The sequence below is a fragment of the Flavobacterium sp. TS_SC_5 genome (assembly GCF_056156265.1).
This window is the reverse complement of the sequence record NZ_CM149588.1, coordinates 3574952-3588644: the sequence shown is the minus strand read 5'-3', so window position 1 is coordinate 3588644 and position 13693 is coordinate 3574952. Positions and strand designations below refer to the sequence as shown.

Annotated in this window: 12 protein-coding genes and 3 pseudogenes; 5 read left to right on the top strand and 10 right to left on the bottom strand. The window is 37.0% G+C overall.

The window, feature by feature from the left end:
- The first annotated feature begins 175 nt into the window (after positions 1 to 175).
- Positions 176 to 970 carry a tyrosine-type recombinase/integrase gene (locus AC0J6S_RS15435; RefSeq protein WP_474954620.1) on the top strand — a complete coding sequence of 265 codons (795 nt, stop codon included), beginning with the start codon at positions 176 to 178 and terminating at the stop codon, positions 968 to 970.
- Positions 949 to 1380: pseudogene (locus AC0J6S_RS15430) on the top strand (IS91 family transposase); the annotation flags it as partial. The gene AC0J6S_RS15435 and the pseudogene AC0J6S_RS15430, both read left to right, overlap by 22 nt.
- Positions 1381 to 1389: 9 nt before the next feature.
- Here AC0J6S_RS15430 and AC0J6S_RS15425 read toward each other — a convergent pair.
- A complete protein-coding gene (locus AC0J6S_RS15425; RefSeq protein WP_474954619.1) occupies positions 1390 to 1650 on the bottom strand; it encodes a GIY-YIG nuclease family protein in 261 nt (86 codons plus the stop codon).
- A gap of 34 nt (positions 1651 to 1684) precedes the next feature.
- Between AC0J6S_RS15425 and AC0J6S_RS15420 the strand changes: the two are divergent.
- A pseudogene (locus AC0J6S_RS15420) lies at positions 1685 to 2458 on the top strand (transposase); the annotation flags it as partial.
- 275 nt (positions 2459 to 2733) lie between these two features.
- Here AC0J6S_RS15420 and nhaA read toward each other — a convergent pair.
- Entirely contained in the window at positions 2734 to 4047 is a 1314-nt protein-coding gene (nhaA, locus tag AC0J6S_RS15415; protein ID WP_474954618.1) for a Na+/H+ antiporter NhaA, read from the bottom strand.
- Between the two features lie 182 nt (positions 4048 to 4229).
- Here nhaA and AC0J6S_RS15410 point away from each other — a divergent pair, with 182 nt between their 5' ends.
- A complete protein-coding gene (locus AC0J6S_RS15410) occupies positions 4230 to 5144 on the top strand; it encodes a transposase (protein ID WP_474954617.1) in 915 nt (304 codons plus the stop codon).
- Between the two features lie 138 nt (positions 5145 to 5282).
- Positions 5283 to 5756 (top strand): annotated as a pseudogene (locus AC0J6S_RS15405) (transposase); the annotation flags it as partial.
- Between the two features lie 931 nt (positions 5757 to 6687).
- Here the strand turns inward: AC0J6S_RS15405 and AC0J6S_RS15400 are convergent.
- The 8 genes from AC0J6S_RS15400 to cysK all read right to left on the bottom strand — a co-directional run bounded on the left by AC0J6S_RS15400 (position 6688) and on the right by cysK (position 13688).
- Positions 6688 to 7605, bottom strand: coding sequence for a helix-turn-helix domain-containing protein (locus tag AC0J6S_RS15400; RefSeq protein WP_474954616.1), 918 nt, complete (start codon positions 7603 to 7605; stop codon positions 6688 to 6690).
- Between the two features lie 77 nt (positions 7606 to 7682).
- Positions 7683 to 8051 carry a DoxX family protein gene (locus AC0J6S_RS15395; protein WP_474954615.1) on the bottom strand — a complete coding sequence of 123 codons (369 nt, stop codon included), beginning with the start codon at positions 8049 to 8051 and terminating at the stop codon, positions 7683 to 7685.
- Position 8052: 1 nt separating this feature from the next.
- Positions 8053 to 8976: an oxidoreductase gene (locus tag AC0J6S_RS15390; protein WP_474954614.1), complete on the bottom strand. Its 924-nt coding sequence runs from the start codon at positions 8974 to 8976 to the stop codon at positions 8053 to 8055.
- Between the two features lie 201 nt (positions 8977 to 9177).
- Positions 9178 to 10005, bottom strand: coding sequence for a transposase (locus tag AC0J6S_RS15385; RefSeq protein ID WP_474954613.1), 828 nt, complete (start codon positions 10003 to 10005; stop codon positions 9178 to 9180).
- Entirely contained in the window at positions 9977 to 10651 is a 675-nt protein-coding gene (locus tag AC0J6S_RS15380; RefSeq protein ID WP_474956376.1) for a transposase, read from the bottom strand. Before AC0J6S_RS15380 ends, AC0J6S_RS15385 begins: the two co-directional genes overlap by 29 nt.
- Before the next feature lie 291 nt (positions 10652 to 10942).
- Positions 10943 to 11269, bottom strand: coding sequence for a hypothetical protein (locus AC0J6S_RS15375; protein ID WP_474954612.1), 327 nt, complete (start codon positions 11267 to 11269; stop codon positions 10943 to 10945).
- Between the two features lie 170 nt (positions 11270 to 11439).
- Positions 11440 to 12483: a tyrosine-type recombinase/integrase gene (locus tag AC0J6S_RS15370; protein WP_474954611.1), complete on the bottom strand. Its 1044-nt coding sequence runs from the start codon at positions 12481 to 12483 to the stop codon at positions 11440 to 11442.
- A 290-nt stretch (positions 12484 to 12773) separates the two neighbouring features.
- Complete coding sequence (cysK, locus tag AC0J6S_RS15365) at positions 12774 to 13688, bottom strand: cysteine synthase A (protein WP_474954610.1); 915 nt, start codon at positions 13686 to 13688, stop codon at positions 12774 to 12776.
- Between the last annotated feature and the right edge of the window lie 5 nt (positions 13689 to 13693).

The following is a 13693-nucleotide window of genomic DNA, read 5'->3' as shown; positions in this document are numbered from 1 at the left end:
CTAAAATAGAATAGTATGACTACAAAAAAAAGCATCCTGATGCGTTAAGAGAAAACAAAATATTGAATCAAGCCAAGCGTGAAGTTCCAGGTTTTGATGAATTACTTCAACGATTTGAGCGTACGGTTTCGCTTTAGGCAGAAGCCAAAGTACGTTCAATAACTATTCCCGCCATGTGGCAGCTATCTCGCTTTATTTTGGTAAAATCCCAACTGAATTAGATGCTGAACAAGTACAAGACTACTTGTTTTACCAACAAAAAAAGTCTAAAACCCCTTCACAAACGTATTTTAAACACTGTGTTTACGGACTTCGATTTTTGCTAAAATCAGAGGGTTTGCCGTATGAGTTCCTTCGTTTACCATCCATAAAACACGAGAAGAAACTCCCCGTTGTTTTGAGCAAAGAGGAAGTTTGGGCGATGCTCCAGTGTGCTAAATTACTTAAACATAAAATCCTGATCGGTTTGCTTTATGGTTGCGGACTTCGCTGTATGGAAGCCCGAAGTGTACGATTGCAAGACTTGGATTTCGATAGAAAACAACTTAAAGTCGTTCAGGGCAAAGGCAAAAAAGACCGTTATGTGCCACTTTCAGAACATTTAATACGGGGACTAAAAAAATACATTGAAGCCGAAAAACCTCAAGATTATCTTTTTAATGGACAACCTATCGCAAGAGCCGGAGGTGATTTTGACAGCCGTTACAGCCAGCGCGGCGTGCAATGGGCGGTGAGGCAAGTTGCCAAGGCAGCAGGTGTTAAAAAAGAAGTTCACACCCATACGCTGCGGCACTCTTATGCCACGCATTTGCTCGAAGATGGTATGGATATTATGACGCTCAAAGACCTTTTGGGACACCAAAACATTGAGACTACAATGGAATATTTGCACATTGCCCAACTCGAGAGTCAGCGTATTTTTAGCCCACTTGATACGCTTTTTGCAAAATGCAGTCGCACTTTGAAATAGCCGATGTGCTGCGAAAAGTAGGGTCTGAAATGGAGAGTTACGGACTCACTACTTGGCAATTACGCACGCTTTATGCCATTAAAAAATGCCGAACGGCCGAATTGGGTGGTCATATTGATGCTTGCGATCAATGTGGCAACATTAGCATTAGTTACAACTCTTGCCGCAATCGGCATTGTCCCAAGTGTCAGGGTAATAAACGAGAAGAGTGGATAGAAAAACGAGAAACGGAGCTCTTGCCAGTGCCGTATTTTCACGTAGTTTTTACTTTGCCCGATAGTATTAATTCTCTAGCGATACATCAACCTAAAATGGTGTATGATACTTTGTTTGAAGCTACTTGGGAAACGCTTCAAAGTTTTGGTAAAGCCAAGGAAATGCATATGGGAATGATAGCGGTTTTACACACGCCTGCCCCGTTAGAAATTGAGTTGGTTTTTTAATCTATTCTTTAAATACCTTCTGCCCATTCCACTTTTTAAATATTTCTCTCTGGCAATAGCATCTTGTTTATCAAAGCCAACTTCATAGTATAAGATTACCCACGGCATCTTTTTACTTGTAGTTATAGTTTTTCCTGAATTGTGTTGTATAAATCTTTCTTCTAAGTTAGCCGTATAACCAATATACCAAGAATTATCTTGTTGTGAAATCAACACATAAACATAAAATTTTTCCATTAGATAAAGATATGAAAATTTCTAACGGGGTGCGGGACAACAATTGAGTTTGCATCCACACCTGCATTGCATTGTTCCACGCGGTGGAGTTTATAAAAACGGACAGTGGCAAAACAGTCGCGCCGATGGTAAATTCTTGTTTTCAGTAAAAGCCTTGTCGAAAGTTTTTGGAGCTAAATATTGCGCCAAACTCAAGGCGCAATTACCTACTCAATACGAACAAATCCGGCAGGATTTATGGAAAAAACCTTGGGTGGTATTTGCTAAGAAACCTTTTGGAAGTCCAAAGTCAGTGGTAGAATATTTGGGAAGATACATTCACCCCGTTAGAAAATTTTAATCTGCTTTTTAGAGATTTTTTAACGGGGCACGTAAAATCGCCATTAGCAATACTAGAATCAAGAGCATTGACGAGCAAAACGTAACTTTTGATTACAAGGATTACCGAGTAGGAGGCGTGAAAAAGCAAATGACACTGACGCATCAGGAATTTATCAGGCGTTTTGCGTTGCATATTTTACCCAAACGCTTTACTTCGTCAGTTCGCCCTTTGGGCTCGGGTGTCAAGATCCGGCATTACGGTTTTTTGAGTAGCACTTGGAAGCGACAAAAGCTGAAACTTCTACAGGAAAAACTTAAGGTAAAAGTTTTAGAAAAAGCATAAAAGAAGCCCTTTTTGCCCAAGTGTCCGTGTTGTAAAACAGGAAATTTACATCGGATAGCGGTCTTTGACCAGCGTGGTCCGCCTCCCGAAGCCTCGGGATGGCATCTTGGCGGTAGCCAAAGTTCAAGTTTCTGTAAAAGCTAAATTATGGGTAAGGGAACTTTTGTTCAAAAGTGACGGAAAACACGATAGCAAACCAAAAAATACTTCTCCAAAAAAAGAGGACCCTAAATCCTCTTGCTATTCTCTCTCAAAACTTTACGATAACTCCATAGTTCCTGCCAGTGAACGGTTCTCCCGAAAAAGCTGGACAGGCTGTTCAGCTAGGGATTCATTGTTCGCGCTGCGCACGCAACGAATCCCTAGCTGTTTAGTGGCTTTGCTTTTAATTGTATTCAAGGTTCAATCATTGATACGAGTTATAAAGCTGTGGCATTTTTCAATGTCAAATAGCCACCAATCCCACACAAAATAGAGGCTATAAAAATGCCGATTTTTGATTGTAAAATATAATCAGGATCAACAAATGCAAGGTCTGTTATAAATAATGACATTGTAAATCCAACACCTGCAAGCAGAGATACCCCATATATTTGACGCCAATTAACTCCGTTTGGAAGGTCAGCTAATTTTAGTTTAATTAAAATTTTGGATACTAAAACGATACCAATAAACTTACCTAATACCAAACCAGAAATAACACCTAGGCTAACATTGCTACCCAAGTTAGCAACAAAATCATCAGAAAAAGTTATACCTGCATTGGCAAGTGCAAAAATTGGCATTACTACAAAAGCTACTAATGGGTGCATAGTATGTTCGAGACGTTGAAGTGGAGTCATTGCTGCTTTTGAATAATGTCTTATATCTTCTAAAATATGTAATTGTTCGTGAGTAACCAGTGAAACAATATTTGGCGCACTTTTTTCAAATTTATTGGTCAAAGCATTCATTTTTTTGACATATTCCTTGTCTTGAATCTTAACATTTGCTGGAATGGTAAGAGCTGCAATTACACCTGCTATAGTGGCGTGCACTCCCGATAATAGAAATGCTAACCATAAACCGCCAATTCCTATAATTCCATAAAATAGCGTATTACGTACACCTAATCTATTGGCTAATATGAGTAAAGTTAAAAATCCACCGCCTACTAATAAACTTAGAGTAGAGATATCAGAAGTATAGAAAAATGCAATGACCAATACTGCTCCTAAATCATCAGCAATAGCAAGTGCTGTCAAAAATATTTTTAAAGAGACGGGTACTTTATCACCCAGCAAATAAAGTATTCCTAATGCAAATGCAATATCGGTAGCCATAGGGATTCCCCACCCAGCAGAAGTTTCTTCACTTGAATTAAATAGCAAGTAGAATAATGCTGGAACTACCATACCGCCTAGCCCGGCAAAAAATGGTAGAATTGCGTCTTTGGGAGTTGAAAGTTCACCTGCCATTATCTCTCTCTTGAGTTCCAAGCCGATTACAAAAAAGAAAATGGACATCAAACCATCATTAATCCAATGATGTAATGTTTTGGAAAGAACAAAATCACTGAAACCTATCGTAAAAGTATTCTCCCAAAAATGATGATATGTTTCTTTTAAAGGAGAGTTGGCTAGTATCAAAGCCACTATGGCTGATACGAACAATATGATTCCACTAGTTGTTGAATTACTAATGAAACGTGTGATTGGTATTATCAAAATCTTGTCTATAGGGTCTACTCTCATATTATAAATCTTTTTTACTATTCAGTTAAGTTGTTGCTGTATTTTGTTCAGCATTACTGCTAACGTCAGTCTGTGAAAAAACCTCCGTTTTATTATCATCAAATATAACAAAATACTTTTATAAAAAGAAGGTTTTTCGTATATTTAAGAATGCAACACATCACCGGAATTTCCCGTCACCAATGCGTTTTTCAAGTTTAGAAGATACTATAAGTCCCGATAATCAGGTGCGATTTATAGATGCCTTTGTAGAGCTTATTGACCTCTCTAAACTCGATTTTGCTGTAAAAACGCTCAAGACCGAAGGTCGCCCGAGTTTCAATAGTAAAGTGTTTCTAAAGATTTATTTATATGGTTATCTCAATGGAATCAGGAGTGGTCGAGATCTAGAAAAGGAATGTTTGAGAAACATTGAAATGCAATGGCTTTTAGAAGACATTCGTCCCAATTACCACAGCATTAGTGATTTTAGAAAAAATAACCCAATGGCATTAAAGAACACTTTCAAACTCTTTGTTTCGTTCTTGAAAGATGCTGATTTGATAGGATGCGAAACCATTGCTATCGATGGTACCAAAAGCCGCGCACACAATAGCAAGAAAGCCAATTTCAACCAAAAGAAAATCGACAAACACTTAGCTTATATTGAAGCCAAGACCCAAGAATACCTAAACGCTCTGGAAGAAAATGACGCCAAAGATAACCCAATTATAATCCAAAATATCCAACAAAAGTTAGACCGATTGAAAGGGAATAAAATCCGTTATGAGCAACTGGAAGAAAAACTAAAAGCCAGTGGCGAGCCGCAAATAAGTACCACCGATAACGATGCCAGAGCCTTGTTAGTTCAGGGGCAAGTGGTTGAGATTTCGTTCAATATTCAGGCTGCAGTCGATGCCAAACACAATCTGGTGGTAGCCACGCACACCATCAATAAGAATGATCGCAGTGCTTTGTCAGCTATTGCCATAGAAGCCAAAGAGAATTTAGGTATAGAAACCTATACCGCATTGGTCGATAAAGGTTACCATAATGGCAAACAAATAGAAATCTGCAAACAAGCCAACATCACTACCATTGTAGCACAGCCTGAATAAGGAAAAAGTAACGAAAACGGCACAACAAAAGAGTATTTAGTTTCTAATTTTCAATACGATCATAGCACCGATAACTATACTTGTCCACAAGGAGAAACGCTTAAAACTACGGGGCGTTGGCATAAAAAAAGTAGTTCAAAGGAGAGTTACGAATTTAAAAAATACCGAACCCCAAAATGTAAAGAATGCTCTGTAAAACATTTATGTACTAGTCGAGCAGCAGGAAGAGAGATTGACCGCAGCCAATATGCTGATGCTGTAGAAGAAAACAATAAACGCTATCGAGAGAATCCCCAACTGTATCGCAAAAGGCAAGAATTGAAGCGTAGCGGAAATCACGAAAACAAATAAAAAAAACAATAAAAAATTGAGTAAATCAACGAACACATTTTTGGCACCATCAAACGACAATGGGGCTATAACCATATCAACTTAAAGGGATTAGAAAAAGTAAACGGAGAACATAGCTTGATTATGCTGGTGTATAACATCAAACGCAGTGTCAATATCCTAGGCGTTCCCGATTTGATTACTAAACTCAAAAAATGGAACTCACCCTACAAGGCAAAAGTCTTGTTTTTGCTAAAAACGATGTATTTAAAGCTGAAATAAGCCTTATTTTTTCCTGTAACTAATTTGGCAGCCTAAAAAAACAGCTTTGTTAAAAGGCTTTATTTACAGTCTAGTAATAGGGAAATGTGAAGGTTTTAAAAGGAAAAGGAGGTTTTTTCACAGCCTGACGTTCCCGCGCTACACGCGGTTTGGGACTAAATTAAGCCCTATTTTCGGATAAGCCAAATCTTCCAAATACAAACCAATTTTCCCATTAAACCAAAATGCCCAAATCGCTTGTAGCGTGTGTGTGTGCCTTGCATGCACTTCCAATTCCTCAAAAGTAGGAATTTTATCTAGAGGGTGCAAGTCCCTTATCGGCAAGTTGTTGATTTATATTGAGCCGATTAGCACGTGGTAAGCTGGTTTGGAGCGATCCATGCAGTGAAGGTTATTGCGAAAGCAATATCTTCCTTAATTTTTGTCTGTACCGAGGAACACAATTAAGCGCAGCGTATCACGAATACCAAAAAAACAATAGTAAAGCGTGAGTAAAGCGCATAAGAGGCTAGCTAAATTGGGTAAGCATGCACAGCAATGCGAAGCCTTTAAACAACAGGTTTAGTTAGTAGATGCGTCGGGGATAGACAGAAAGAGGAAGTGCTTACCGAGGGAGGTCTTCACAACCACGGGTGGTTAAGTGAAGAAGTCAGCAGAAGTCATTGTACTTTGGGGAACGAGTTGTCAATAAAAACGGTAAAAACTAATAAACAAGAAATTAAATAACGAAAGTGGTTCTTGATTTTCATCTGAACAACGCAAGTTATAGCCCCGGAAAAGCAGCACAAGTTAAACAAGAATCTGAAGTAATTCCGAAGTTTCGGGACGAAACGCCGTGTGCTAGAACTTATACCTATGGTGGTGCGAGAGGCGCAGTCCGTCAGTTTCTGGGGGAGCCGTCTACTCGATTAGCTGTTCGCCCTTTTCTTTGTTAGTTAAATGAAGCTCTAAATTCAATCGGTGTCAAATTTGTTTTGCTTTTAAATAATTTACTAAACGATTGCGGATGCTCAAAGCCTAACTGATAAGCAATCTCACTTACTGATAAATTGGTTATTGTCAATGTTTCTTTTGCTTTTTCTATTAATTTGTTGTGAATATGCTGTTGTGTGCTTTGCCCTGTGAGTGCCCTCAACATATCACTTAAATAATTTGAAGAAACGTTCATTTTTTCTGCAAAATATTGAACTGTCGGTAGTCCTGATTCAATAAGTTTATCGTTTTTAAAATATTCATCAAGCAATTCTTCCATTTTACTAAACAGGTCATTTCCTGCCTTTTTTCTCGTTAGAAATTGTCTGTTGTAGAAACGATTACAATAGTTCAAAAATAATTCAAGATGCGAAACCATTACATCTTGACTAAACTGATCTATTGATGTCTGATATTCTTGCTCTATATTCTTAAATATTCCTTCGAGCATTTTTTCTTCTTTGTCAGAAAGGTGCAAGGCTTCATTTACTGTATACGAAAAAAAACCGTAGTCTTTTATAACTTTTCCTAATGGATAATTTAATATAAAGTCAGAGTGAAAAACTAACCAATATCCTGACACTTTGTAATTTTCTTCCCTGCCTACAGATAAAATTTGTTTGGGTGCTGTCATAGCCAATACACCTTCATCAAAGTCGTAGTAGTTCTGTCCGTATTTTAATTTGCCACTTATATTTTTTTTCAGAGAAACGCCATAAAAATTAAGCAAAAAATGTAGTTCTTCTGTTTTTTCAGATGATTGTACTTCATCCATATTAATCAAACTGATTAATGGATGAAGTGGTTTAGACAATCCCATTAGGCGATGTAGCTCTGAAATGGAATTGATAGTGATATGATTTACATTTTTTGCCATTGGTCAAATTTAATAAAAATCAACAACGTTTGATTTGAACTTACATTGTTGACTTTTTAGGTTTTTATTTTAGTAGATTATTTTTTCGCAAACATCCAAGCCCACGCAATAAAAAGAAACTGAATAGGTAACCTTATGATGCTTGCAACAAACTTCTCGTTACCTGTCTTGTAGTAGCCTATGCTTTCAGGAATATGAATTGCAAAGAAAAATACCACCAACATAGCTATAATTAACTTCGCAGCAATTGCTCTTGTTTTAATTGGTATTAAAAGCACTGCTAAAACAATTTCAACAATTCCACTCAAAATGATTAAAACTTTTTGTGCTGGTAACCACGAAGGCATCATTGCAAAATACTGTTCGGGTTGTATAAAGTGCATTGACCCCATAAAAAGGTAAAATGCCACTAACAGATAGAGTAATACGATTTTTACTGTTTTCATATTAAAATTGGTATTTAAAGTTGGTTAATTTTTCTGATACTTCCCATAGTTTTTTAGCCAAATCTTTGTCATAAGATTTATCACTTGATTTTACTAACTCAGGATAGCCTTTCATTTCCATCATTTTAGTCGGTCCAAAATACTCGGAGCCTTTTACGTTTTCATCAGTTGCTGCCCTTAAAATGGGTAGAGTTCCAATTTTGACATTTTGGGCAAGAATGTTGTTCAAAATAATAGACATTAAAAATCCTGAATTTGCTTGAAGGTTTGTTTTTGTATAACCTGGATGAGCCGCAGTTACAATAGTGTTGATATTGCTGGCTTTCAAACGTCTGTCTAGTTCATAAGCAAAAAGCAAGTTAGCTAATTTGCTTTGGGCATAAGCTTGGTCTCTGTTGTATGATTTTTCAAAGTTCAAATCATCAAAATGAATATTAGGCTTCATACTTTCTGTTTTGTGAACAATGCTGCTTTGAACCGAAATTCTCGAATTCGGTGTGTTTTTAAGTATATCCAAAAGCAAGCCAGTGAGTAAGAAATGTCCTAAATGATTGGTGCCAAATTGAACTTCAAAATGCTGTTTTGTCACTTCTTTTTTAGGTGGGTTCATCACACCTGCATTATTTACCAAAACATCAAGTTTTGAATACTTCGAATGAAATTCATCTGAAAATTTTCGGATTGAGTGCAAGTCAGCTAAGTCCAAATGCATTAAGTGTAACTTTGCATTTGGGTTTTCCTTCTTGATAGCTGCTAAAGCTTCATTGCCTTTCTGCAAGTTTCGGGCGGTCATGATAATGTGAGCCCCTTTTTTACTCAACACTTTTGTCGCTTCATAGCCAAGTCCGCTATTTGCACCCGTGATTAAGATGGTTTTTCCTTCTTGTGAAGGAATGTCGTCAGCTGTCCAATTTATTGTTGCCATATTTTATTACATTTTAAATGATAGTACAAAGGTCAGGCAGCTGTTTTTTGTTTTTGTAGTCAAATCTCTGTTTGTTGTGTTCAAATCAAGAATAGTTTGAAATTCTTTGTCAATTTTCAGGATGTTGAATGTTTGTCGGTTCTTTTTAGGGTGACAGCTAACCTCAGTTCGTCTAAAAAATTCTAAACGAACTCTATTTGATTAATCAGTTAGTAAATATATGTGATTTAAACTGCAATTAAAATTCTTTTTTAAAATAGCCTCTTTCACTTTCTCAAAAGAAAATAATGCGTAAAAAGTTTTAAAAATCGCTCTTATAATCCCAAAATATAAAGCCAATACTTTTAGATATTGTTTTAGTAGATTGTGGTCAATCAAGTTTAAAATGCGACGCAGATTGTAGGCGCAGAAAATCAATCCTACATCAGCTGAGGCATGTTTGATCGTTTTCTTGGTCATAATATAGTAAAAATCCCATTGTCGTTTTATTACACCGTAGGGATGTTCTACAATGGCTTGACGTCTACGGTAGGTTTCATAATTGTTGTCGATTCTAACTTTATTTTCATAAATCAAATGGGCGTACTGGGATCTTTCAATGAGTCTGCCTTTGGCATTTTTGGTGCATTTTTTATACAGTTCACAAGTCAAACACGCAGTAGTTTTGTAATGCTTCATCTGGGTTATTGATTTGCCGTTCTTTTTGGCGTACCAATTTCCATTGGTCGTTAGGGTTTCATTGGCAGGGCAAGTATAGGAATCGGTGGTTATGTTGTATTTAAAATGCTCTACATCAAAAGCCAAATCAGGTGCGTGAGCAGAAACTCCTGGAATGGCGACCAGCACATCAACGCCAAGTTTATTAGCATAATCAAATTCACTTCCCGTATGATAGCCTTTGTCGTAAATAGCGGTAAAATTATTGTGTCCCAAAATGTTTTTGGCTCGGCGTAACATTCCTCCCATAGCTTTGGAATCGTTTTCATTGGTCACCTTAAAATCAATGGGAATATTGTGCAGCGCATCCACTGTGGTTTGTACCGTATACGCAGACTTCAGAGATGTTGTTGCGAGTCATGATTTGGCGACTATCGGGATCTGAAGTCGAGATTTGGGTAACGCCAGTGGCATCAATTGTGTTTTGATACCCGATGTATTTTTGCCTTTGAATAGTGTGTTTCTTTATCTTCTTTGCAATAATTTGTTTTTCCAGAACATCACCATCTTCTTTGGCTAAAGCCGAGTTGTACTCTTCGAGTTTGGCATCGATGTAAGCAATGTGTCGCTCAATTTTATTGGGATTGAAATTGTTTTTCTTAGAGTTTTGTGCTCTGAGTTTGGTACTGTCACCAGCAACCAAAGCACCGCCAATAAGTTCAAAGTGCGTCGCTAGTTTTACCGTTGCCCGAAAAACGCGAGCAATGGCTTTGGGATTGTTTTTACGGAAATTAGCAATGGTGTTGTGATCAGGAACCAAACCTTTCAAAAGCCACATAAGTTCAATGTTGCGATTGCATTCTTTCTCCAAAGTTCTGGACGAACGCATGCGATTGAGGTAGCCGTAAATAAAGAGTTTGAGTAAATCCGAAGGATTATAAGCGGGTCTTCCGTTTTCGACAAAATCGAAAGTGAATCCAAAATCAGCGAGTTTAATACTGTCTACAAAAAGGTCAATGAGCCTGATTTCGTTGTCTTGTGCAATGGCATCATCTATCGATGAGGCAAAAAGTTGAAGATTTAGTTACATCAGTTAAAAAATTAGAAAAGTTACAATGGATAAGATTTTCTAAAGATTTAGATGAAATTAAAGAAAGGTATAACAACCTTGTTTTTGATTTAATACTTAATTATAAATCTGAGTTTAAACAAAATAGTGCTAATTAAAATCTATATTCTATAAAAACTTTAGAATTTTCTAATTTTTGTAATTTAAATTTTAACGAAACATATGATTATTTTGAAAAAATTAACGGTTTAGTGTAGCGTAAGCTCTTTCTATAATTGCTTTTTCAATACGCATTTTTTTATCTAGTTCAAAATATGACTGTTCATCTGTTATACTTTCATTATCTCTTAAATTTTGTTTTCTGTCTAAAAAGTCTTTAAAAAAACCTTCATCTATACTTGTTATATTTACATCTATTGGTATGGAATAGGTTTTTATTTCTCTTTTAGCGAAGTTAATTAAAGCGTAACTTTCCACTAATACTTTGTAAATACTTCTATCTATTTTTCCAAATTCTTTTGTTAATATTTTGGCGTTAGGCTTATGATAAACTTCCTCATTTGTCATTTTTCTGTTTAGTTATTTCTAAACATCGGTTAGTCGCTTTTCCACTTTCGGTTCTTTAAGCTGACCACTAATATATAGGTCTGACAATATCAGACTTATCACCCCGAAATTGGGTAGATAGGTCTAATAGACGTCAGTGTTATTTTATTTTCAAATATATACTATTTATCTCATAAATCATCAAAAGGACTTTTTATTTGTTGAATACTTTTGGTGCTAACGTGAGTATAAATTTCGGTGGTTTTACTGCTGCTATGTCCCAATAATTCCTGTATATACCTAAGATCTGTCCCGCTTTCTAGCAAATGGGTGGCGAAACTATGTCGCAACCAATGTAAAGTGACGGGTTTTGTTATATTAACTTTTTTGAGTGCTTGCTTTAATACGCTTTGCAAACTTTTTTCGGAATAGGGTTCGCTAGGAATTACACCTTCAAACAAATAGGTTGTGGGTCTGAAGGACAGGTAATATTCCCGAAGCATTTCTAAAATCTTGGGAGACAAAGGAGCAATTCTATCTTTGTTTCCTTTTGCATTCTTAAGCAATACAATGTTTCTTTTTGAATCGATATGAACGGGCTGCAGTGCCAATAATTCGCCACAACGCAAACCACAACTATAAATCAACGAAAGCATCATCTTATGTTTGATATTGCTGTGAGCATTTAAGATTAGTTTTACTTCTTCTTTACTCAAAACGTTGGGCAATAGTTTGGCTCGTTTGGGGCGGTGTATTTTATCAATGTCAATCTTGGTTCCTCTTACTGTCATAAAAAACAGCTTTATCGCATTAACCGTTTGATTCTGGTAGGAAGCAGAAAGATTATTCTTTAAAATATACTCGTTATTATAAATAATCACGTCCTCATTATTGATTTCTACAACTGATTTTTCTCGATAGAAGATTAAGAACGATTTCAGAGCATCGCTATAGGTTTTGATGGTGCTAGGACTATATCTTTTTGACGATAGCCATTGTATGAATTTTGTAATGTGTTCAATTCCCTCGAGTGAAGGAAGAGAATTTTTAAGGGGTTCTATCTTGAAACGTTCTCTATTTTCGCTGGTATCGGGTAGGTGCCAAACCGTTTTTTGCTGGCTCCATCGGGCTCCTTCTATTTGTTTGATGCGGGCAATTAAGTCTTGATTTTTTTCAAAATAGACAGCAATCCGGTTTTCGCCTTTGTGTTTTATGGGTTTTGCAGTCCAAGTCATATTGTGTTGATTTTGTGATTGAAAGATACTAATTTTTACAAATAGTTTTATTACTGCTAGAATCTTGTGGATTGAAGCTGTTTTGCGTGAAGGATGGAAGTGGAGCTCTTTATTGTTTTATCCCGAAGGGTAATACAATATAAGCGGGAATAAACAGCCTGACCTTGTTGCAACACTAAACAAAGTGATTCATACAATAGCACTGCAACAAGGACACGCCCAAAAAATAAACGTCATAAAAAAACCGACTTGTTTTCACAAATCGGTTCGTAATAAAAGGGGATTTTCGTTTATACAAATAAGCCTTCGATGCTTAAATAATGTTCGCCGGTATCGTAACAAAAAGTGAGGACTTTCGCGTTTTCAGGGATTTCTGAAAGTTTTTTGGCCACGGCAGCGAGTGATGCTCCAGAGGAAATTCCTATGAACATGCCTTCTTCTTTGGCTGCTCTTTGAGTATAAGTAAATGCTTCGTCTTTGCTTACTTGGATTGTTCCGTCTAATAAATCAGTATGTAAGTTTGTGGGGATAAATCCTGCTCCAATTCCTTGAATAGGGTGGGGAGCAGCTGCACCACCGCTGATAACTGGTGAAGCTTGTGGTTCTACAGCGTATACTTTCAGGTTAGGGAAATGTTGTTTCAATATTTCGGCACAGCCCGTGATATGACCACCAGTTCCTACGCCGGTTATCAAATAATCCAATCCGTCAGGGAACGCTTTTATGATTTCCTGAGCGGTGGTTGTTTTATGAATTTCAATATTAGCAGGATTTTCAAATTGAAGCGGTGACCAGGCATTTGGCATTTCGGAAACTAATTCTTGTGCTTTTTCCAGCGCGCCTTTCATTCCTTTTTCGCGGGGCGTCAAGACAAATTCGGCACCATACAGGCTCATGAGTCGGCGTCTTTCTATAGACATCGATTCGGGCATCACTAATATTAATTTATAGCCTTTTACGGCCGCAACCATAGCGAGTCCAATTCCTGTATTTCCAGAAGTGGCTTCAATAATAGTTCCTTCAGCTTTTAATAGTCCTTTGGTTTCGGCATCTTCAATCATCGCAAGAGCGATTCTGTCCTTGATGCTGGCACCAGGATTGGCGCGTTCCAGTTTGATCCAGACATTGCGGTTGGCACCAAATAAACGATTGATTTTTACGTGTGGCGTATTGCCTATTGTTTCGAGTATGTTATTGTATTTCATAATAT